This is a genomic window from Haloimpatiens myeolchijeotgali, from assembly GCF_042688525.2.
Classification (GTDB): Bacteria; Bacillota; Clostridia; order Clostridiales; family Clostridiaceae; genus Haloimpatiens.
Genome location: NZ_JBHWAB010000001.1, coordinates 897,501 through 919,922, shown reverse-complemented (window position 1 = coordinate 919,922; position 22,422 = coordinate 897,501). Strand labels below are relative to the sequence as shown.

The 22,422-nt window shown below is 28.3% G+C and carries 17 protein-coding genes, 1 tRNA gene, 2 rRNA genes and 1 riboswitch (1 of these 21 cut by a window edge); of the genes, 9 read left to right on the top strand and 11 right to left on the bottom strand.

Annotation, left to right across the window (positions count from 1 at the left end):
* Positions 1-236: 236 nt before the first annotated feature.
* The 4 genes from ACFIJ5_RS04175 to ACFIJ5_RS04160 form a co-directional block, all read right to left on the bottom strand.
* Positions 237-1,661 carry a PH domain-containing protein gene (locus tag ACFIJ5_RS04175; RefSeq protein ID WP_379804157.1) on the bottom strand — a complete coding sequence of 475 codons (1,425 nt, stop codon included), beginning with the start codon at positions 1,659-1,661 and terminating at the stop codon, positions 237-239.
* A complete protein-coding gene (locus ACFIJ5_RS04170; protein ID WP_379804155.1) occupies positions 1,654-2,139 on the bottom strand; it encodes a PH domain-containing protein in 486 nt (161 codons plus the stop codon). Before ACFIJ5_RS04170 ends, ACFIJ5_RS04175 begins: the two co-directional genes overlap by 8 nt.
* 403 nt (positions 2,140-2,542) lie before the next feature.
* Positions 2,543-5,041, bottom strand: a complete 2,499-nt coding sequence (locus tag ACFIJ5_RS04165) for an MBL fold metallo-hydrolase (RefSeq protein WP_379804153.1) — start codon at positions 5,039-5,041, stop codon at positions 2,543-2,545.
* Between the two features lie 334 nt (positions 5,042-5,375).
* Entirely contained in the window at positions 5,376-5,771 is a 396-nt protein-coding gene (locus ACFIJ5_RS04160) for a hypothetical protein (protein ID WP_379804151.1), read from the bottom strand.
* Positions 5,772-6,419: 648 nt separating this feature from the next.
* Between ACFIJ5_RS04160 and ACFIJ5_RS04155 the strand changes: the two genes are divergently transcribed.
* The 5 genes from ACFIJ5_RS04155 (at position 6,420) to ACFIJ5_RS04135 (ending at position 9,645) form a co-directional block, all read left to right on the top strand.
* Positions 6,420-7,292 (top strand): Rossmann-like and DUF2520 domain-containing protein, encoded by an 873-nt coding sequence (locus ACFIJ5_RS04155; protein ID WP_379804148.1) that lies wholly within the window; start codon positions 6,420-6,422, stop codon positions 7,290-7,292.
* Positions 7,267-8,094 (top strand): 3-methyl-2-oxobutanoate hydroxymethyltransferase, encoded by an 828-nt coding sequence (gene panB, locus ACFIJ5_RS04150; protein ID WP_379804146.1) that lies wholly within the window; start codon positions 7,267-7,269, stop codon positions 8,092-8,094. The genes ACFIJ5_RS04155 and panB overlap by 26 nt, the downstream gene beginning before the upstream one ends.
* 30 nt (positions 8,095-8,124) lie before the next feature.
* Positions 8,125-8,994, top strand: a complete 870-nt coding sequence (gene panC / locus ACFIJ5_RS04145) for a pantoate--beta-alanine ligase (protein WP_379804143.1) — start codon at positions 8,125-8,127, stop codon at positions 8,992-8,994.
* Positions 8,975-9,358, top strand: coding sequence for an aspartate 1-decarboxylase (gene panD / locus ACFIJ5_RS04140; RefSeq protein WP_379804139.1), 384 nt, complete (start codon positions 8,975-8,977; stop codon positions 9,356-9,358). Before panC ends, panD begins: the two co-directional genes overlap by 20 nt.
* Positions 9,359-9,438: 80 nt before the next feature.
* Positions 9,439-9,645: a DUF378 domain-containing protein gene (locus ACFIJ5_RS04135; RefSeq protein WP_379804136.1), complete on the top strand. Its 207-nt coding sequence runs from the start codon at positions 9,439-9,441 to the stop codon at positions 9,643-9,645.
* A gap of 479 nt (positions 9,646-10,124) precedes the next feature.
* On the opposite strand, the gene ACFIJ5_RS04130 is transcribed toward ACFIJ5_RS04135, so the two are convergent.
* Positions 10,125-11,876 carry a Na+/H+ antiporter NhaC family protein gene (locus tag ACFIJ5_RS04130; RefSeq protein WP_379804134.1) on the bottom strand — a complete coding sequence of 584 codons (1,752 nt, stop codon included), beginning with the start codon at positions 11,874-11,876 and terminating at the stop codon, positions 10,125-10,127.
* 153 nt (positions 11,877-12,029) lie between these two features.
* Positions 12,030-12,207, bottom strand: a riboswitch (Lysine riboswitch).
* A 386-nt stretch (positions 12,208-12,593) separates the two neighbouring features.
* Here ACFIJ5_RS04130 and ACFIJ5_RS04125 point away from each other — a divergent pair.
* Positions 12,594-13,187, top strand: coding sequence for a DUF2284 domain-containing protein (locus tag ACFIJ5_RS04125; RefSeq protein ID WP_379804132.1), 594 nt, complete (start codon positions 12,594-12,596; stop codon positions 13,185-13,187).
* A 576-nt stretch (positions 13,188-13,763) separates the two neighbouring features.
* On the opposite strand, the gene ACFIJ5_RS04120 is transcribed toward ACFIJ5_RS04125, so the two are convergent.
* Positions 13,764-14,222: a hypothetical protein gene (locus tag ACFIJ5_RS04120; RefSeq protein ID WP_379804130.1), complete on the bottom strand. Its 459-nt coding sequence runs from the start codon at positions 14,220-14,222 to the stop codon at positions 13,764-13,766.
* Positions 14,223-14,287: 65 nt separating this feature from the next.
* On the opposite strand from ACFIJ5_RS04120, the gene ACFIJ5_RS04115 reads away from it, so the two are divergent.
* Together ACFIJ5_RS04115 and ACFIJ5_RS04110 are read left to right on the top strand one after the other, a co-directional pair.
* Complete coding sequence (locus ACFIJ5_RS04115) at positions 14,288-14,605, top strand: hypothetical protein (protein ID WP_379804127.1); 318 nt, start codon at positions 14,288-14,290, stop codon at positions 14,603-14,605.
* A gap of 65 nt (positions 14,606-14,670) precedes the next feature.
* Entirely contained in the window at positions 14,671-16,128 is a 1,458-nt protein-coding gene (locus ACFIJ5_RS04110) for an NADP-dependent glyceraldehyde-3-phosphate dehydrogenase (RefSeq protein ID WP_379804125.1), read from the top strand.
* Positions 16,129-16,469: 341 nt separating this feature from the next.
* Here the strand turns inward: ACFIJ5_RS04110 and ACFIJ5_RS04105 are convergent, their stop codons facing one another.
* On the bottom strand, positions 16,470-17,186 hold the full coding sequence (locus ACFIJ5_RS04105) for a lysophospholipid acyltransferase family protein (RefSeq protein WP_379804123.1): 717 nt from the start codon (positions 17,184-17,186) through the stop codon (positions 16,470-16,472).
* A gap of 217 nt (positions 17,187-17,403) precedes the next feature.
* Here ACFIJ5_RS04105 and ACFIJ5_RS04100 point away from each other — a divergent pair, with 217 nt between their 5' ends.
* Positions 17,404-18,297 (top strand): ComEC/Rec2 family competence protein, encoded by an 894-nt coding sequence (locus ACFIJ5_RS04100; RefSeq protein WP_379804120.1) that lies wholly within the window; start codon positions 17,404-17,406, stop codon positions 18,295-18,297.
* Positions 18,298-18,377: 80 nt separating this feature from the next.
* Here ACFIJ5_RS04100 and ACFIJ5_RS04095 read toward each other — a convergent pair whose 3' ends face one another.
* The 4 genes from ACFIJ5_RS04095 to ACFIJ5_RS04080 form a co-directional block, all read right to left on the bottom strand.
* The gene (locus ACFIJ5_RS04095; protein WP_379804118.1) at positions 18,378-20,849 is read right to left on the bottom strand and encodes an ABC transporter substrate-binding protein; all 2,472 of its coding nucleotides are present in this window, start codon (positions 20,847-20,849) and stop codon (positions 18,378-18,380) included.
* A 306-nt stretch (positions 20,850-21,155) separates the two neighbouring features.
* Positions 21,156-21,230, bottom strand: a tRNA-Asn gene (locus ACFIJ5_RS04090).
* A gap of 9 nt (positions 21,231-21,239) precedes the next feature.
* Positions 21,240-21,356, bottom strand: a 5S ribosomal RNA gene (gene rrf / locus ACFIJ5_RS04085).
* A gap of 35 nt (positions 21,357-21,391) precedes the next feature.
* A 23S ribosomal RNA gene (locus ACFIJ5_RS04080) occupies positions 21,392-22,422 on the bottom strand; it runs 1,868 nt beyond the window's last position.

Sequence of the window (22,422 nt, the reverse complement as noted above, 5' to 3'; positions counted from 1 at the left end):
TTCTTAGCGAAGGGAAATGATATCTTGCGTAAGAAACATTTGAACAAAGTTTACAAGTTCTTAGCTTTACGAATTTGAAAAAAGTTATTTTTTAATTACTGATTCCTATGGAATATTAATTAAAAAATCTTTTTTCAATATGAGTAAAGCTTAGAACTTGTTACTGAAGTGAAAGTTTTCTAAGCAAGATATCATTTCCCGCAGCAGATGTTTTTCATCTGCGAAAGTTGAGTTATTTAACTAATCCTACATGTAAAATCATCCATTAAATCATTGCTTAAATTTTTAACTTCTATACTATTACCAAAAGAATTACTAAATATATTTATATTATAATTACATACTCCTTTTAACTTTTGAAAATAATTATATGATATTGATAATGACTGAACTGCTTTAATCTTAATAATTGACTGCTTTTTATTAAATCCATTATACGACATATAAACTAGTCTATCTGATATGCCTGCAGATGTATTTTTAAACTGCATATGTCCTAAAGCAATTAAAAATATCATAAGTATAAAGCTTAAATAACCATATTTAAAACGATATATACAATATGCTGCTGCTATTAATGAAAAAACAATTTTCTTAAATATAAATCTTAGGTAAGCATTTTTAGGAACTTTATTAACAGATCCATCATATAAAAACTCTGGTAACAATTCTTTTATTAAATTATTTTGAAATTCTTCATTACACACAGGATATAAAATTGCTTTTTCCCCTTTTTCATCTCCATATCCTATACTTTCAATTTCTAAAGTTCTTATATTGAAAAACTGCATAAGTAAACTTTGTTTGATATGTATTCCTTTTATTTTCTTTATATCAAAAGAATAATTTTTCTTATTAAATAATCCATGATTAATATTTAACTTATCTTCATCTATACAAACATTAAAATTATAGTACTTTATAAAGCTACTTATTATTGACAATATAATACTTAATATAATTAATATAATTATTAATCCTACTATCCCTAATATCACATTACCATAAATCTTTGATTTAACCATATTCTCAGTACTTTTACCAATATCAACTTTAAAAATTTTACTTATATAATCATCTGAAAAATGATACAAAGCATATATAATACCTACGCCTTTAAATATAGAATTAGATGTTAAAGCATATATCATTAAATCTTTCATACTCAAAATATACTTTTTGTGTTGTTGTTTATTTTCTTGTTCACTTTCTTTTTCGTTTCTTTGTCTTACTAATAGTGTATCCTTTAATTCAAATGCCCTTTCACTATTTATAAGGAGTAGTATTTCACTTTCATCACTTTTTACACTTCCAGTATCAACTTTTATCTTACATAAATTAAATACTTTCTCTATTATACTTTGAGATACATCAACGGTATTAATATTATTAAAAGGAATTTCTCTCTTTTTTATATTTAAAATACCACTTTGATAAAATATTGAACCATCTTTTATATAGAAAAATGTTTTATACCATTCTAAAAAACAAATACTTATGTCAATTATTATACCTGCTATAATTAATATTATTGCAATTTTACTTCCAAACTTACTGTTTAAAAAAGAATAACCTATTATTATAAAAATCAATTCTTTTGCTATCTCTCTGATAAATTGAAAAACAACTTTTAAAATATGATTTCTTTCTATATTATTCAATTTTATCACTCATTTCCACTATTTGTTTTAACTTCTCAGATAATTCTTCTGCTTCATCTATAGTTAATGCTGGTATTTCATGAGAAGCTCCTGCGGTATTCAATTTTAAGCAAGCTAGTCCAAATTTTCTATAAATAGGTCCTTGTTCAATATCTAAATGTTGTATTCTAGAAATAGGAATTATGATTTTACTTCTTATTATAATTCCATTAATTAATTCAATTTTATCTTCAGTTATTAAATATCTCCATTGTCTATATTCTATTTTAGGAAATATAAATGTATTAACACAAAAGAATCCTAATATTAGAAAACTCAATATACCAAAAACATATTTGAATGTAATGCTTTCTCCAAATTTGGGAATCAAAAATTTGTATCCTATAGCCAAATATATTCCTGAGAAAATCACTAAAAAAATAATTCTACCTATAAACCACGCCTTTACTGCATTTTTATTAATCCTACTATACTCCATTTTTCTTCCCCCATCTTATTTATGAAATTAATAGTAACTTTTCTAACAATTATATCACAATACCATAATATATATATTTATTTAAGATTTATTTAAGATTTGATATACTAATACATTTATACACCACTTATATGTATTGCCAGTAAAAAACAAAGGTATATATTGCATAAAAAAAGTATAAGATCAAGGAATCTTTCAATACAGTTAAGAATTAATAATTAAAAATTAATAATTAATGTTGATTTTTGTTTTAACAAAAATCTTAAATTGTATATTCTTTATTTTGCCCTAAGGCAAAATTTCCTTCATTGTTAATTATTAATTATACATTATTCATTCTCTTTAAAAGTTTCCTGTTCTTATACTTTTTTTATTTAATGGCTTGATATGGGCAAAACTCTGCCTATACTTTAAGCTTGCATCCTGTTTTATTGTCAAACTCCTCTTTCATTGATTTAAATATACCATCATCAATATCTGAAAAAAGCTTCAATGTAACTTCTAAAGTCATAGGATTAAAAGACGGATTCTTCTTTAACTCAATTCCACTTTTATTACACAATCTAAGTGCCAAATTTATTATTTCATTTTGATTACAAGAATTTGAAATTTTTAACTTCCAGCCAATATATTTAGATATATCATTTAATTTATCAATATATTTCTGTCCTATAACTGGAGTAATAAAAGATAATTCAATATATCTTTCTGACAAAACATTCTTAATACTCTTTTTATATGGTTTAAATTCTTCATCCCTAAAATAATCATCAATACATCTTAATGCTACATTCTGCTCCATGGTTTTTACACCATCTACATCACCAATTATAGTATTATCACTAGCCTTAACATTTTCACAGTTTTTGATTTCTAAATATATTCCTGTAATCCTTTTAAATTTTTCCTTTTGCTCTTTAAATTTATTTTGTTTACTATTTACTTTTCCAATATCCACTACAATCTTATTTAATGAGAACTGATATGATATCTTTTTTATATTTAACCCTTCAAATAAATCTCTTATTAAAAGTTCTGCTGCATTATTATTAAAAGCTTCATTAATACTTATTTCCCAAGAAATATCTTCTTTAAATTTTTCAATTTTACTATATATTGATTGATCTACCGCTTTAGGAAAATCAAAATATAAAATTATCTTTTTGTTTTCTAGTTTTAACCCTGCTTTTTTATAATTATATTCTCCAAAATACTCTTTAACTAACTCTGTTATTTCATTTGGTTTTAATTCTTTAGGTTTCAAATCTTCTTCAACCTCTTGCTTATTTCTAGCTTTAAACAAAAACAATCTTCTAGTATCACTTTCAAAGTATATAGAATTTACAATTAGTTTCTGAATATATTGAAGATTTTCTACATTAAAATTTTCATCTCCACTCCAAATATAAAATAACTGTTCTGCATTAAGTAATCTATCTTCATAATTCTCTACAACAAAACTCCATAATAAAGATATATTTTCTTCATTTAAACTTTCTTTTGCATCTAAAACAAAGGGAAACTTCTTTTTTAATTGTTTTCTAGGATTTCTTATTTGCATATCATAATTTTCTCCACTATCTGGAGTGTATACTCTTCCCCTATAATCCTGTGCTAATTCACTTGAAAAACTCTGTATTATTTCTTTATCTCCATGTACCAAAAATACGTTTTTGGGAGTAAGTCTATCAATAAGTCCTCTTATTTCACTTTTATCTCCATGAGCTGATAATCCAACTCTCTCCACTCTACATTTTACAGGCATTATTTTATTATTTAATTCTATGACTCTATCTTTTTCATCTGCTTCTAAAAGATTTAAGAGTTTTCTTCCTGGAGATTCTTCATCTTGATATCCACTAATAACTATATATCCATTTTCCAAAGAGGCTAATTTTTCAGCATAACTTTGACTTGGTCCCCCTGTTAACATACCTGAACTAGAAATTACAATACAACTATCATTTTCTTCAAAAACCTTTTCTCTTTGTTCTTTATTTTCTATAGGCTTAATATTATCATCATAAAAAGGTTCTATTCCCCTTAATATTTTTTTACCAAGAGAATTTCTTAAATATAAAGGATTAAATTTGTAAACTCTATTTATTTGTTTAACCATCCCATCTACAAAAACATTAATTTTTTTTATTTCTCCCTTATTCATAGCTTTTTTCAATATTAAAATTATTTCTTGTGCTCTTCCTAGTGCAAAAGCTGGAATAAGCATTTTTCCATTATTATTTATACATTCTTTCACTAAGTCAATTAATTTTTTTTCTTCTATTTCTCTATTAGAATGTAATTTATCTCCATAAGTACATTCAAAAACTCCTACATCTGGTCTAAGTTTAGGTATTTTAGCACCTTCTACAGTTTTTTGTGAAAATACTGAAAAATCTCCTGAATAAAAGAAAGCTCCCTCTCTACTCTTTAAATAAATACAACTAGCCCCTGCTATATGTCCTGCATTATAAAAACATATACTCATTCCATCAAATATTGAAAATTCTACTTCATAATTAATTGTAAATATTCTATTTAACATATTTTCAACATCTTGCTCTGCATATAAAGGTATTTCACTTTCCCTGTTATTCATAATCTTTAAACTATCATGTAACAAAACTTTTGTTAAATCTTTTGTCATATTATTCATATATATTCTTGCATTTGGATATTCCTTACTTATAATTGGCAAAGAACCTATATGATCTAAATGTGCGTGACTTATAATTACTGCATCAAGTCCTCCAACTTGTTGTATTGTTCTAAAATCTGGAAGAGGATCTTTAGATGCACTCTGTCTTATACCTGAATCAAATAAAATATTTTTATTGTCTATTCTTAAAAGTACTGAACTAGCTCCAACTTCACCTGCTCCACCTAAAAAATCAATTTTCATATACATCACCTATCCAAAACTTATTATTATTAACTCAACTGTCGCAGTAAGAAAATACTGTCTAGCGGAGGGAAATGATATATTGCGTAAGAAACATTTGAACAAAGTTTACAAGTTCTTAGCTTTACGAATTTGAAAAAAGTCATTTTTTAATTACTGATTCCTACGGAATATTAATTAAAAAATCTTTTTTCAATATGAGTAAAGCTTAGAACTTGTTACTGAAGTGAATGGTTTCATAGCAATATATCATTTCCCGCAGCAGCTGCATTTTATCTGCAAAAGTTGAGTTATTAATTATAAAAAGCAAAAACCAACCGCTAGGGCTGATTTTCTACTTTTTACTTTTATCACTTTTCTTCATAGCCTTATTCGCTTTTGCTTTTGGCTTTATAACATCTTTTTTCTTATTTTTCTTATCATACGGACTTACATACTTACCCTTATGTGTATCATTATTTACACTTGAACCTCTAAAAAGTCCTTTTAAATCCATAAACCATAAAAATAAGATACCAAATATAGCTGGGAAAACATACATGCCAACAAAACTATTTGGATTTATACGTAAAAACATTTGTACTAAAAGTATACCAATTGCAGCTACAAGCGGTATCCAATTATATTTAAGCTTAATTTTATTTAATACAAATAATTTTAATACATTATACACAACTAATACAACTGCTGCAAAAGCTACCAGCTTTAATATCCATATTGCTGTATTCATCTAATTTTCCTCCTTAAATTTTGTTTATTACATCTCACAGCTACAAATTCCAATTTTAATTTTATCATAAATTACCTTATATGTGAACTGTACTCATTATAAAGTAAAAAGTTTAAAGTTTAAAGAAAAAATAAGGAAGATTTTCAAAAGCAACTTTTGAAAATCAAATAAATTAAAAATTTATTTTAATAAAAGTTTTTCTGTAAGAAAAACATCCTTATTTCTACTTTATACTTTCTACTTTATACTTTACACTTTCTACTTTATACTTTCTACTTTATACTTTACACTTTCTACTTTATACTTTCTACTTCCTACTTTGTTTTACTTTAATTTTATGATAAACTTATTCTAGGTGGTATCCGAAAGGAACTACACTAGAAATTTATCATTTATTCAGCTGCTCATATCGTCAGAATGGGACAGGTATATTATATTATTTCTGTTTTTACACAGCTATATGTAATTCATTCAACTTTTACAAAATAAAAATGAATTTTAACGTAGATAAATGATCTAAGGTTTTATAGCAAAATATCATTTATCGGAGTTTTATATTATTAACTGCTAAAGTTGAATAATTCATGTTTACATAAGTTGATGTTGTTTTATTTAAAAACCTAATTTAATAAGTTGGGTGGTGGTATATTGAAAATTGGATTTATTGGAGCTGGAAAAGTTGGCTGCTCTTTAGGAAAATATTTTGCCATCAATAACCTAAGTTTAAGCGGTTATTATAGCAAAAGTTTTCACTCCTCAAAACAAGCCAGCGATTTCACTAATTCAAAAGCTCACATAAGTTTAAAATCTTTAGTTAAATCAAGTAATATTATTTTTATTACCACTCCTGATGACGATATTGAAAATGTGTGGAAAGATGTTCGTGAACTAAATATAAAAGATAAGATAATATGTCATACTAGCGGTTCACTATCATCAAATATTTTTTCTGATATAAACATTTCTGGTGCCTTCGGATATTCAATTCACCCTATGTATCCCTTTTGTGATAAATTTAATAGTTTCAATTTAAACAATGTGCATTTTTCAATTGAAGGTAATGTTAAACATATAACCTTTATAAAAAACCTTATAAACTCTTTAGGAAATACCGTCCATATAATCGATGGTGATAAAAAATATTTATATCATCTTTCAAATGTTATGGCATCAAACTTAGTACTAGCTATTTTAAATACAAGTTGTGAGTATTTAAAAAAACTAGGTATGAGTACTACAGATTGTATAGATGCTCTTATGCCACTAATTTTTAGCAACATAAATAACATAAAAAATAATAAAGATTTCATAAAATCATTAACTGGACCAATAGAAAGATGTGATATAAATACTGTTTCTAATCATCTAAAAGTTATTCCTAAAGAAGATATTGCACTTTATAAAACTCTTTCTCTAAAACTATTAAATTTATCTGAAATAAAACATTCTCAAAGGGATTATTCAAAATTATATTCTATTCTCGGAGGTATAAAGAATGAAAAAAACAATACAAAGCTTTAAAAAAGCAAAACAAAATGGTGAAAAACTTACGATGCTTACTGCCTATGATTATTCTACAGCTAAACTTATAGATAGCTGTGGTATAGATGGCATACTAGTGGGTGATTCTTTAGGTATGGTTTGTCTTGGATATGAAGACACTTTAAGCGTAACAATGGAAGATATGCTCCATCACACTAGAGCAGTAACAAGAGCTTGTAAAAACGCTTTAGTAGTTGGAGACATGCCTTTTATGTCCTATCAAACTTCTGTATATGATGCAGTAAAAAATGCTGGTAGATTTATAAAAGAAGCCAAAGCCACTGCTGTAAAATTAGAAGGCGGTGCAAATGTATGTGATCAAATTAAAGCCATCGTTAATGCTCAAATACCTGTAATGGGTCACCTAGGTCTTACTCCTCAATCTGTAAATATGTTTGGAGGTTTTAAAGTTCAAGGAAAGAGTGAACAAGCAGCCAAACAACTAATAAATGATGCAAAAAAAATCGAAGAAGCAGGTGCTTTTGCAATAGTTTTAGAGGGAATACCTGCAAAACTTGCGGAGCTCATAACTGAACAAATTTCTATTCCAACTATAGGAATAGGTGCAGGACCATGCTGTGATGGTCAAATATTAGTTTATCAAGATATGATAAACATGTTTTCTGACTTCAAACCTAAGTTTGTAAAAACCTTTGCTAATGCAGGAAAAGAAATGAAAAAAGGTTTTAAAACATATATAGAGGAAGTTAAAGAAGGTTCCTTTCCAAGTAAAGAACACAGCTTCAATATTAATGAAGAAATACTAAATAAATTATATTAATTAAAATATAGAGGAAGGATGTACCTAGTTATGAAAATAGCATCAACTATAGAGGAAGTAAGAAAATACATCATTGAATGGAAAAAAGAAGGTTTTTCTGTTGGTCTTGTACCAACTATGGGTTATTTACACGAAGGACATGAAAGTTTAATAAAAAAATCTGCAAGTGACAATGATAAAACTGTAGTAAGTGTGTTTTTGAACCCTATACAATTTGGTAAAAATGAAGATTTGGATACATATCCAAGCGATATAGATAGAGATTTAAATAAGTGTAAAAACTGTGGAGCAGATTTAATTTTTACTCCACAGGTTTCTGAAATGTATTTTAATGATTTTTGCACTTATGTTAATGTTGATAATTTAACAAAAGGTCTTTGTGGTGCAAAACGTCCTGGTCATTTCAAAGGAGTATGTACTATTGTATCAAAATTATTTAATATAGTAACTCCTGATAAAGCATACTTTGGTCAAAAAGATGCTCAACAACTAGCTGTAATTAAAAGAATGGTTAGAGATTTAAATTTTAATATTAAAATAATAGGATGTCCTATTGTTCGAGAAGAAGATGGTCTTGCAAAAAGTTCTAGAAACTCATATCTTTCCTCAGAAGAAAGAAAAGCTAGTTTAATACTTTATAAAAGTCTTATGAAAGCAAAAAAACTTTTTGAAAAAAATGAATTTGATTCAAACAAAATAAAACAAAACATAATTGAAGTAATTAACACTGAGCCTCTAGCAAAAATAGATTATGTTGAAATAGTCGATAATACTTCATTAAAACCTGTAAATGAAATAAAAAATTCTACTCTAATAGCTCTAGCTGTTTATATTGGTAAAACTAGACTAATTGACAACATTATTTTAGGAGGAAAGAAAAATGAACTTGCACATGCTTAAAGCTAAAATTCATAGAGCTACAGTAACAGAAGCTAAACTTAACTATGTAGGAAGTATAACTATAGATTCTACTTTATTAGATAATTCTGGAATTGTAGAATATGAGAAAATTCAAGTTGTAAATATAAATAATGGCGCTCGATTTGAAACTTATGTTATAGCTGGTAAAGCAAATAGTGGTGTCATATGTTTAAATGGTGCTGCTGCAAGACATGTGCAGCCTGAAGACAAGGTTATATTAATGGCTTATTGTGAAATGAGTGAAAAAGAAGTAAAAGAACATAAACCAACGGTTATTTTTGTAAATGATGATAATTCAATAAAGCAAATCTCTCACTATGAAAAACATGGTCAGATAAAATAATTTTTAAATTTTGGTGAATAATCCTAATAGAAGTGTAGATACTATATTTAAGAATTAATTTAAAAGGGAGATGTATAACTTTGAAAACATTAGATACTATTGCACTTTTATTAGTTATAATAGGAGCTGTTAACTGGGGACTAATTGGTTTTTTCCAATTTGATTTAGTTGCTGCCCTTTTTGGAACTTTAACAACTTTTAGTAGAATAGTTTATGCATTAGTTGGTATATCTGGACTTTATGCAATATCTTTCTTTGGAAAAGATAGAAGAAGAGTTGAAGACTAGATTATACTTTTATATTTAATAATGTATAAAGTAAATAATTACAATGTATTTCTAGTATTTAAAAATAAAAAACAATAACTTACTACTTTTATTTAGTGTAAGTTATTGTTTTTTATTAGTTATGTTTTCAACTTTCGCAGTAAAAAAATACTGTCTAGCGAAGGGAAATGATATCTTGAGTAAGAAACATTTGAACAAAGTTTACAAGTTCTTAGCTTTACGAATTTGAAAAAAGTTATTTTTTAATTACTGATTCCTATGGAATATTAATTAAAAAATCTTTTTTGAATATGAGTAAAGCTTAAAACTTGTTACTGAAGTGAAAGGTTTCTAAGCAAGATATCATTTCCCGCAGCGGCTGTTTTTCACCTGCGAAAGTTGAGTTATGTTTAAATTTTTCAAATGATCATTTAAATAAATCATTCTTATTTAAACTTTATGCTTTTCAATTTATGTTTTTAGTAAATTTAAAATCCTATTTATGCTGCATCAATATTTGCATTTTTAACATCTTCAACTTCTTGTTCTACTGGTTTTCCAATGAAACGTACTATACAACCTATTATAATTATATCAACCAATAATACTAAATATACAGGCACTCCTAAACTTACTGGTATATATCCCAATAAAGCAGTTACAGCCGCTACACTTAAAGAATATATAAGCTGAGTTTTAACATGATCTATATGATCACATCCTGCACCCATAGATGATAAAATTGTAGTATCAGATATCGGCGAACAATGATCTCCAAATATAGCACCTGTTAATACAGCACTTATACTTATTATTACATATCTCATGTCACCTGAAGCAATGGCACTTGCAAGTGGTATTGTAAGTGGCATAAGTATTCCCATCGTTCCATAAGATGTTCCTGTTGCAAAAGAAGTAATAGATGCTAATATAAATATAATTGATGGAAGTAAAAATACTGGTATTTTATTAGATAAAATTGAAACTAAAAATTTAGCTGTTCCAAGTTCTTTTATTACACTACTTAAAGACCATGCCAAAAGTAATATTACTCCTGTTATTATTAATGACTTTGTACCCTCAACCCAAGTATCTATGGCTTCATTAACTGTAAATATTTTCTGACATACTCCCATTATAATTGCTACTAAACTAGCAAATAAAGCGGCTTGAAATAAAACTATACTAGCATCTGAAGCACCAAATGCTTCTCTAATAGCTACAAAAGATGTTGGTGATGTTTTAAACAATTCTATTAACTCTGCATCTTTTCCACCCATTATGGCATTATATCCATTAAAATAAAATCCTAAAAATGCACCTACTATTAAAACTAAGATTGGTATTATTGCATTCCATACACTAAGTTTTATTCCTTCTTTTGGTTCAAGCTCTTTATTTTCATTATTTTGTACTTTAGAATTATCATCTAGTGAAATTTTACCTTTTCTACAATCTCTTTCACATTTAAGCATTGGTCCGAATTCTCTTAACATAACCGCTGTTAATACTATGAAAATCAAAATTAATATATTATAAAATCTATATGGTATTGTTGAAACAAAAATACTATATGCATTTGCACTTTGTCCAATTTGGGAAAAACCATCTTTTATTAAACTAACCTCATATCCTACCCAAGTAGATACAAGTGCAATACCAGCTATTGGAGCTGCTGTTGCATCTATAACAAAAGCTAATTTTTGTCTTGAAATTTTCATTTTATCTGCTACTGGTCTCATTATTGGTCCAACTATAAGGGAATTTGCATAATCATCAAAGAAAACAAATAAACCTAATAACCATGTAATAATCTGAACACTAACTGGAGACTTAGCCTTTTTAGAAAGTGATATTGCTATAGCTTTTGCACCACCCATTTTAGAAATTAATGCTATAAGACCTCCTATTGCTAAACATTGAAGAACTATACCTGCATTCCATGGATCTGCTAAAGAATTTAAAATATGTGTCACTACCATTAAGAACCCATTAAATAACGCACTTAATACATTAAATCCTTGTAATTGTAAAAGAAATGTTCCTGATAATACTCCTATAAATAAAGATAGAATTACATTCTTAGTAATAAAAGCTAAAATTATAGCTATAAGTGGTGGTAATAATGTCCATATACCAAATTTTTGTGCATTTACAGTTGCTTTATCAGCTTCCTGTGCAAAAACTAATACATTAAAAGATAAAGTAATAAGTACTGTTAAAATAAATAATATTGCTCCTTTTTTTTTCATTTTTTCTCCTCCTTAAAAATTTAATATTTTTTAGGAGAGAACTTACCACAACAATAATAAAAGCCTTGAGTCATCACTCAAGGCTGAATACACATCATATAAAAAACGCACTAAAATATATTTTTGCAATACGTAATCGATGCGTAAACATTATTGAACAATAGCTCTCCACAAATGTTACATTTGCGACAGTGCTGCATATATTCTATACAACCCCAGCTCTGCAGTGTCAAAGCATTAACTGCACGCTTCGGCGAAATTTCCTTTCCTATTACTTCATAGTGCTTGTCTCCATAATAGTACTCTTAAATATCGCTCCTCTATTTTCACAAACGCTTACCATACTTACTTGTATTAAATTTTACTTTATATTCGATATGTATTATTATACTTAATAATGAATATATGTCAAGTATTTTGTTAAAAAACTTTTAATATATTTTAAAATTTGTGTTGTATAATAAAATTATGCATAACTTAACTTTCGTAATAAGAGAATACTATCTAGCGTAAGAAACATTTAGTATCAATTAAGAATTAATAATTAAAATTTAATAATTAAGGTTAATTTTTGCTTTAGCAAAAATCTTAAATTATATATTAGTTATTTTGCCCTAAGGCAAAATTTCCTTAATTATTAATTATTCATTATTAACTATTAATTATCTTTAAAAAGTTGAATGCAAATATTTAACTAAAAATATGGGGGAATAACATATGAATTTACCAATAACTTTTAAAATCACAAAAACTTCAATAGATAATCTTATGAAGTATTTTAAACTTGAAACTATTAGAAAATACTGTACAAGTTGTCCAAATTTTAATAAAAACTGGAGTTGTCCAAACTATACTTTTGATGAAAAGGACTACATCACTAATTATAACTTTGCTTATGTAATTAGTTCAAAACTGTACTTCAAAGACATACAAGATACAATAAATGACTTAAAAACTAAAAATAAATCAGATAAACAAATTTCCTACGAAATATATTTACAATTAAGAAAGAATGTTGATAAAAAAATGTTTGATATAGAACAACTTTTTCCTAATACAACCATACTTTTAGGTGGAAGTTGTAATAAATGTGCTAAATGTACTCGATTAGAAAATAAACCTTGTCTCCACCCTGAAAATATAAGATATTCTCTAGAAAGCCTAGGATTTGAAGTATCCTCTATAACAAAAAATTTATTAAATGAAGAAATACAATTTACTAAAGATAAACTTCCAGAATATACTTTATCAGTATCAGCTATACTTTCTAAAGATAATTTAGATATAAATAAAATACAAAAACTACTTTAAAGAATTAATAATTAAGGTTGATTTTTGTTTTACCAAAAATCTTAAATTATATATTAGTTATTTTGCTCTAAGGCAAAATTTCCTTGATTATTAATTATTCACTAAATTTTCGCAGTAAAAAAATACTGCTTAGCGAAGGGAAATGATATCTTGCGTAAGAAACATTTGAACAAAGTTTACAAGTTCTTAGCTTTACGAATTTGAAAAAAGTCATTTTTTCAACATGAGTAAAACTTAGAACTTGTTACTGAAACAAAAGATTTCTAAGCAAGATATCATTTGCCGCAGTGGCTATTTTTCACCTGCAAAAGTTGAATTATTCATTAACATTTAAATTGCCAAACTTATTGCCTGTGGTAAATATCTATATAGTGTTTAGGATATCATTGGAACGAAGTTTACAAGTTCTTAGTCTTACGAATTTCAAAAGAGCTATTTTCTGATAATTAATTTCTCTGGAATATTTGTAAGAAAATCTCCTTTTGAATATGAGTAAGACTTAGAACTTGTTACTGAAGTGACACGATTCCTAACACTATATAGGTATTTACTTCACAGGCTCTAGACACTTATTGGCTATATTCCTATACGCATTTGCATTTTTATCTTATTTGGATCTTTTCTTATAACTAATATCCTATAGTTATTTGATTCTAACAATAATTTGTCTATTAAATAACTGCTTTCTGCATCTAATTCCTTTACAACATAACCTTCTTTAGACTTTATTAAATATATATATCCTTTTTTTTCTAAATAAAGATTTTCCCACTCTTCAATTTCATAATTATTATTCTTGGCATATAAAATAATACCTTTTTTTCTTAATATATTCTTCAATATTTTAAATTTTTCTATAAGCATATTATTCTCATCTTGAAGCTTATTTAATTTATTTATATTTTCTTCTAATTTGTTTTTCTCTAACTCCATATGTTTCTTATATTTATTTGTTAACTCTTCTAATGTACATTTTTTTTCTTCCATACGTTTTATATATATATTGGTTATAAATTTAAAATTCAATTTACTCATAATAATGAACTCCTACTCTTGAAATTGTATATAAATATTAAGTAAAATATACTTGAGGTGATATTTTGAATAACTTAAAATCTATACTAATAAAATATTATTCTAATATAAAAACAATATTTTCAAACATTTATTCCCTCTCACATAAATTTTACGATAAAAGTCACTTTCTTTGCAACAAGCAAAAAACTATAGAAAAGATGTATGAACCAATTATTAATGAAAAAGTGAACACTAACAAAAATTTACTACTTTCTTTAGATAAATACAAACTACAAAATAAAGCAGTTGAATCAGAAATTAAATACCTAAAAAAAGAAAATGCTGAATTTAAAGTAAAAATAACACTTTTACAAGAAATGCTTACAAACAACCAACAATAAACACTTATATAAAACTACCTTTAAGCTAATACTAGAATTAATTTCTAAAGCAAGAAGGTGGTTTTTTGTTTGAAAATATTCACGCTAACAAAACATATAAAACTCTCTATAATGGTAATTGGATACAATCTACTACTAAAAATACCATTCAAATAAAATCTCCTGCTAATAACTGTCTAGTTGGAGAAATTCAATCTATGAATAAAGAGGACATTGATAAAACTATAATAAATTCTCAATGTGCTCAAAAAACTTGGGCACAGACACCTATGAATAAAAGAGCAGAAATCTTACATAAAGCTGCAGTTCTTTTAGAAAAAAATATAAATGAAATTTCCTATATAATTCAATTAGAAGTTGGTAAAAACAAAAGTTCAGCAATATCAGAAGTAAAACGAACTGCTGATTTTATAAAATTTACTGCAGATGAGGGTAAACACTTAAAAGGAGAAACCATAGGTGGAGAAAATTTTCCTGGGTTTAGTAAAAATAAAATTTCTCTTGTTACTAAAATACCAATTGGTATTGTATTAGCTATATCACCTTTTAATTATCCCATTAACCTTTCCACTTCCAAAATAGCTCCTGCACTTATTGCAGGAAATAGTGTATTATTTAAACCTGCTACTCAAGGTGCAATAAGTGGACTATATTTAGCTGAAATATTTAATGCCGCAGGTATACCTAAGGGTGTATTAAACACAGTAACAGGTAAAAGTTCAGAAATAGGGGACTATATAGTAACGCATCCCGACATAAATTTTATTAACTTTACAGGAAGTACTAAAGTTGGTACTCATATAGCCAAAATCGCTGGTATGGTTCCAATGATGATGGAACTTGGTGGTAAAGACGCTGCAATTGTACTTAAAGATGCAGATCTTGATGATGCTGCAAAAGATATAGTTACTGGAGCATATAATTATTCTGGTCAAAGATGTACTGCTGTAAAAAGAGTTCTTGTAATTAACTCTATAGCAGATGAATTAATAGCTAAAATGAATCCCTTAATCAATAATCTTAAGGTTGGTTCCCCTTTTGAAGATGCCGATATAATTCCACTTATAAACAGTAAAAATGCTGATTATGTTCAACAACTTATTGACGATGCTTTAAATAAAGGTGCAAAGCTAATAATAGGAAATAAAAGAACAGATAATTTATTGTATCCTACTTTATTAGATAATGTAAATACCAATATGAGAATTGCATGGGAAGAACCTTTTGGACCAGTACTTCCTATCATTAGAGTTAATGATCTAAACGAAGCTATAAATATAGCAAATGCATCTGAATATGGACTACAATCTTCCGTATTTACAAAAGATATAAATAATGCATTTTTAGTTGCTGATAAATTACAAGTGGGAACAGTACAAGTTAATAATCAACCTGAACGCGGTCCTGACCATTTTCCTTTTAGCGGTGTAAAAGCTTCTGGAATGGGAACTCAAGGAATAAGATACAGTATAGATGCCATGACAAGTAGAAAAGCTGTAATTTTAAATTTATCCAATAACTAAGTGTTCATAAATAAAAATTATATAATAATAGGAATCTTTGAACAACATTTTAGTAACAATTAATAATTAAAAACTCAACTTTCGCAGTAAAAAAATACTGCTTAGCGAAGGGAAATGATATATTGCGTAAGAAACATTTGAACAAAGTTTACAAGTTCTTAGCTTTACGAATTTGAAAAAAGTTATTTTTTAATTACTGATTCCTACGGAATATTAATTAAAAAATCTTTTTTCAATATGAGTAAAGCTTAGAACTTGTTACTGAAGTGAAGGGTTTCTAAGCAAGATATCATTTCCCGTAGCGGCTATTTTTTACCTGTACTATCCACTATCAACTGCCTTTATTGATGAAGTCCAGATGCAATAATTTCTTTGACTTTTTCCGCTAACTCATTTTTTTCTTCTCTATCCAATCCTTTTACTTCAATTGGTTGATGTACAATAATCTTAACATTTGCAGATTTAAATTGAAAACCTTCATTTCCTTCAAAACCCTTATATGTTCCATCAATAGTTATTGGAACTACTTTAACCTTAGCCTTAGTAGCTAATTTCATACTTCCCTTTTTAAACTCACCTAGTTTACTACTTTTACTTCTTGTTCCTTCTGGAAATATAACCATATTGTGTCCATTATTTAAATTTTCTGCACCTTTTAAAATTGCTTTTAATGACTCTCTAACATTTTTTCTATCAATAAAAACACATTTAATCTCTTGCATCCAAGTTTTTATTATCGGTGCCTTAACAAGCTCTTTTTTAGCTATAAAACCAAAGGGCTTATTTAAACCTGCTATTAAACATGGTACATCTAAATTACTTTGATGATTTGATACAAATAAGCATGCCTCATTAGGAATATTTTCTTTACCTACTACTTCTAAATTTATTCCCACTATTTTTACAATAGCATTTGCCCATTTATAAACAGACGTATTTAAATACTTAGTGTACTTTTCTTTTGATGAATACTTTTTTAATAACTTTAATTTAATAGTTTTAAACATTGCTCCTATCATATATATTATAAAAGCTAAAATCTTAAAAAATGTTTTCATATCACATACCTACCTTTACAAAGTAATAATGTTTTAGAACCCCTACTAACTATTCAACATAAATTATTATACTAATGCACATTTTTATTTTCAAGTTTTCTCCCTATTATTGATCTCATACTAACAAATTTGGCATTAAAATATTGTTAATGCTTTACAATATGGAATAAAATGCTAAAATTATAGTTGATGATTTTATCTTTTTGGGAGGTATTCTATGAATTTCAAAAAAAGTTTTATTAAATTTTTTACAATACTCATAGTCATAACATTAACCTTTTTTGGATGTTCAACACAAACTTCACAAAATCTATCACAAAAATCTAAAGATAATCCCCAAGTTCAGAATCCAAATATACTAAAAATTCATTACATTGACGTAGGTCAAGGAGATTGCATACTTGTTCAAATAAATAACAAAAATATGCTAATTGATGCTGGACCTGCACAGAATCATTCAAAAATTATATCTTATTTAAAAAATCAAGACATAAAAAAAATCCACTATTTTATAACAACACATCCTCATGAAGATCATATAGGGGGAGCTAGTTATGTAATTGATAATTTTTGTATTGAAGCCTTTTATGCGCCTAAAAAAATAAGTTCTACAAAAACCTATAAAAAAATGATTTCTTCGTTAAGAAAAAAGAAACTTAAAATACATGTAGCTAAAGCTGGGGTATCATTAAATTTAGGTAAAAATACTATTTGTGAAATGCTCTCCCCTAATAATTCTAAGTATGAAGATACTAATAACTATTCTCCGATAATGAAATTAGCCTATAAAAATAAAAACTTTATATTTACTGGTGATGCAGAAGCTTTAAGTGAACAGGAAGTTTTGTCTGAAAATTATGATATTTCTGCAGATGTATTAAAGGTTGGTCATCATGGTAGTGTTTCCTCAACCTCAATAGATTTTTTAAAAAATGTCAATCCTAAAATAGCAGTTATCTCCTGTGGAAAAAATAACAAATACGGACATCCCCATAAAGAAACACTCTCTAAATTAAAAGGATTTAACTGTAAAATATATAGAACTGATTTAAATGGAGACATACTTATATCTAGTGATGGAAACAACTTAAAGGTGAAAACTTCAAAATAAAATTTTTATATTACAAAAAATATTAATTCAACTTTCGCAGCGGTTATTTTTCACCTGCAAAAGTTGAGTTAAATTACTAACTATTCTTTCCAAACATCTTCCAATTTAATTATATTTAAAGGATGTAATTTTAGGCCTTTTACATTTTTTCCACATGCGTAGGCAACACATATATGAGATAAAAATATGTATGGTGCATCATCTGTTATAGTACTCTCAATTTTATATATCATCTCTCTGTATTTATATGGATTCCTTATTTTCTTAGCTTCATTTAATAACTCCATGACTTTAGGATTATTATACCTATTTCTGTTTGCTGCATTATTTATATCTACTAAAGGTTCTATAAAGTTATCTGCTGTTCCTGAGTCACCCATCCATCCATATACTATCATATCAACTTTATTGACATTATTCATATCATAATATGATCCACTTTCTACTTCTGTAGTTTTTAAATTCAATCCTATTTGTTTTAAGTTTTCTTTTAATATATCAGCAATTATTTTATGCTGAGTACCTTTGCCTGCATCATTTTTAGAAACTGCTAATAAAAGTTGTCCAGAAGTAATTCCACTTTCACGCATTAACTGTTTTGCCCTATTTACATCCCTAGTGTATCCTTTTATCCTATTATCATTTATAATACTCGTAGGTAATGTTTCATTTGCTTTTACCTCTAGCCCTCCAAACGCTTCCTTTATTATTCTATCTTTATCCACACAATAATTTATGGCTTGTCTTACTTTTTTATTTTCTATCAAAGGATTTTTACTTTGAAAATTAAATGTTATCAATCTAGTTCCTAAACATTCTGTATATTTCACATCATATCCTTCTTGTTTTATTTTATTAATATTACTAGGAGTAACTGTAATATAATCCAAATTTTCTTTCAAAAACTCACCTGTTAAATCATCTACTTTATGTGATATATTTATTTCATCTATTAATGCCTCTCCTAACTTATACTCTTTAAATTTTTCTAGTTTAATTGAATCTTTCTCATTACTAATTTCCACTACTTTATATGGACCAGCTCCTACTGGGTTATTTTCTATACTATTTACTTCTTCTTTAGGTAAAATAGAACAAGCTACATGAGCTAAATTATTTATAAAAGAAGAATATGGATATTGCAATACTATTTTAAAATTATGGTCATTTTCCACAATTATTCCTTCTATCTGTGATGTTTTACCTTCATAATATTCTTGTCCACCTTTAACCGCCGATAGCAACCATCTATTAGGAGAATTCAACTGTTTACTTAGCAATCTTTCAAAAGAAAATTTCACATCATATGCTGTTATATTTCTGCCATTATGAAATTTTAATCCTTTACTTAAATAAAAATTCCATGTAACATTATCATTTTCTAGATGCCAATTCTTAGCTAAAGCACTTATTACTTCTGTGCCTATTCCAAATTGAACTAGTGTTACGTTAGTTAAATTTAATACTTGAGTAGTATTTACATCTGTAGACATAGCTGGATCAAAAGATTTTATTTTATTGAAATATATATTAAAACTATCTTTGATATTTGTGCAATCTTCTCTATCATACTCTGATAATTCACTCAAATTATTAATGGTACCTTTTAAAGTATTTAATGCTGCTTTTTGCATTTCTACATTAACAGATATATTCTCATTAACTGCTTTTACTCTTTCACTGTCTTCTACCATATTATCTATTACTGAAATCATGTATTGATTTTTATCCGCTTGCTCTCTTACAGCATTTCCAATTTGCTCTGATATTTTTTTTGTTTTATCCACCGATTGCATTAAATTACTTATTGTCTTTCTGCTTTCCTCTGCCATCTCAGTACTTTTTATTACTTTGTCTATCCCTTCTTGTATGATTTGAAGAGTTTTTTCTGTTACTTCAACAATTTCTAATATTATCTTGTCAATTTCATCTGCTGATAATGAACTACTTTCTGCTAACTTTTTAACTTCACCTGCTACTACTGCAAAACCTTTTCCTGCATCTCCAGCTCTAGCAGCTTCTATATTAGCATTTAATGATAATAAATGTGTAGTTTTAGCAATTCCTTTTATAGTATCTACAATAACTTTTATTTTATTAGATTTCTCTGATAAATGCATTAATACTGACTGCATATTTGCTACAGTTTGTTGTACATTCTTTATACTTTCAATTAAATTATTAACTGATTCTTGTCCTATTTCTGCTCTACCCATCATATCTTGAACAACTTTCAAAGTTTCATCTACACTAGCATTTACTTCTTCAGAAAAAGCTCCTACTTCAGATGCAACATCAACTGTTCTATTTATATTATCATTATTGTTATCTATTTGAATATTTATTTCTTCTACTGAATCTATTAATTTTTCAGTAACATCCAACGCATCTTCAGCTTGTATATGAACTTTTTTTGTTATAATATTTTGATATTTTTGTTTAACTTTTATCTTATTATTTTTTATGTTGTTTTCAGCATCTTTATACTCTATTTTTTTTATTTTACTCGTACTTATTGTTTGATTTCCCTTTTGTTTTTTGCCAAATAACATTCGTACCCCTCCATAAATATATAATCATTAACCCTTGTACTAATAATATATCATATTTTGCAGTATTTTTCTTAATTTTTTACTTTTTTGGATTAATAATCTGTAGTTATATAAATGAAAATAGCAACATATATGATTGCAAAATATTTCTCTTAATTTAGAATGTCTAACTGTATTTTATGCAAATAAAAAATTTTGCCTAATGGCAAAATAATTTGATTTACATAAATATATATTATTTTGTAAACGTTTAACTCGATATAAAAAAAATAAACTTATTTACATTAAAAATACAAAAAATAAAAATGGCTCCGCAGAGAGGACTCGAACCTCCAACCTATCGGTTAACAGCCGAGTGCTCCACCATTGAGCTACTGCGGAACATCATTGACCTGGCGACGACCTACTCTTCCACAGGGCTTCCCCTGCAGTACCATCGGCGCTTCAAAGCTTAACCGTCCTGTTCGGAATGGGAAGGGGTGTTACCTTTGAGCCATAATCACCAGATTATTGTTCTTTCAAAATTGCACAGTGTTAATTATTTGGTCAAGCCCTCGACTTATTAGTATCAGTCAGCTTAACATGTTACCACGCTTACACCTCTGACCTATCAACCTGGTAGTCTTCCAGGAGTCTTACTAGCTTACGCTATGGGAAATCTAATCTTGAGGTGGGCTTCACGCTTAGATGCTTTCAGCGTTTATCCCGTCCCAACATAGCTACCCAGCTATGCCATTGGCATGACAACTGGTGCACCAGAGGTTGGTCCATCCCGGTCCTCTCGTACTAAGGACAGCTCCTCTCAAATTTCCTACGCCCGCGACGGAAAGGGACCGAACTGTCTCACGACGTTCTGAACCCAGCTCGCGTGCCACTTTAATGGGCGAACAGCCCAACCCTTGGGACCGACTTCAGCCCCAGGATGTGACGAGCCGACATCGAGGTGCCAAACCTCCCCGTCGATGTGGACTCTTGGGGGAGATCAGCCTGTTATCCCCGAGGTAGCTTTTATCCGTTGAGCGATGGCCCTCCCACGAGGAACCACCGGATCACTAAGCCCGACTTTCGTCCCTGCTCCACTTGTATGTGTCGCAGTCAAGCTCCCTTATGCCTTTGCACTCTGCGCGCAATTTCCAACTGCGCTGAGGGAACCTTTGGGCGCCTCCGTTACATTTTAGGAGGCGACCGCCCCAGTCAAACTGCCCACCTAACAATGTCCCGTGACCAGATACATGGCCTCCGGTTAGAATTTCAATACTGTCAGGGTGGTATCCCAAGGACGACTCCATAGAAGCTGACGCCCCTATTTCTAAGTCTCCCACCTATCCTGTACAGACAATACCGAAATTCAATGCTAAGCTACAGTAAAGCTCTACGGGGTCTTTCCGTCCAATCGCGGGTAGAGGGCATCTTCACCCCCACTACAATTTCACCGGATTTGTTGTCGAGACAGTGCTCAAATCATTACGCCATTCGTGCGGGTCGGAACTTACCCGACAAGGAATTTCGCTACCTTAGGACCGTTATAGTTACGGCCGCCGTTTACTGGGGCTTAAGTTCAAGGCTTCGCTTA

Excerpts from the sequence above, each read along its gene's own strand:
- ACFIJ5_RS04170 (WP_379804155.1), bottom strand. The coding sequence starts at position 2,139 with ATGGAGTATAGTAGGATTAATAAAAATGCAGTAAAGGCGTGGTTTATA.
- ACFIJ5_RS04165 (WP_379804153.1), bottom strand. The coding sequence starts at position 5,041 with ATGAAAATTGATTTTTTAGGTGGAGCAGGTGAAGTTGGAGCTAGTTCA.
- ACFIJ5_RS04160 (WP_379804151.1), bottom strand. The coding sequence starts at position 5,771 with ATGAATACAGCAATATGGATATTAAAGCTGGTAGCTTTTGCAGCAGTT.
- panB (WP_379804146.1), top strand. The coding sequence starts at position 7,267 with ATGAAAAAAACAATACAAAGCTTTAAAAAAGCAAAACAAAATGGTGAA.
- panC (WP_379804143.1), top strand. The coding sequence starts at position 8,125 with ATGAAAATAGCATCAACTATAGAGGAAGTAAGAAAATACATCATTGAA.
- panD (WP_379804139.1), top strand. The coding sequence starts at position 8,975 with ATGAACTTGCACATGCTTAAAGCTAAAATTCATAGAGCTACAGTAACA.
- ACFIJ5_RS04130 (WP_379804134.1), bottom strand. The coding sequence starts at position 11,876 with ATGAAAAAAAAAGGAGCAATATTATTTATTTTAACAGTACTTATTACT.
- ACFIJ5_RS04125 (WP_379804132.1), top strand. The coding sequence starts at position 12,594 with ATGAATTTACCAATAACTTTTAAAATCACAAAAACTTCAATAGATAAT.
- ACFIJ5_RS04120 (WP_379804130.1), bottom strand. The coding sequence starts at position 14,222 with ATGAGTAAATTGAATTTTAAATTTATAACCAATATATATATAAAACGT.
- ACFIJ5_RS04105 (WP_379804123.1), bottom strand. The coding sequence starts at position 17,186 with ATGAAAACATTTTTTAAGATTTTAGCTTTTATAATATATATGATAGGA.
- ACFIJ5_RS04100 (WP_379804120.1), top strand. The coding sequence starts at position 17,404 with ATGAATTTCAAAAAAAGTTTTATTAAATTTTTTACAATACTCATAGTC.
- ACFIJ5_RS04095 (WP_379804118.1), bottom strand. The coding sequence starts at position 20,849 with ATGTTATTTGGCAAAAAACAAAAGGGAAATCAAACAATAAGTACGAGT.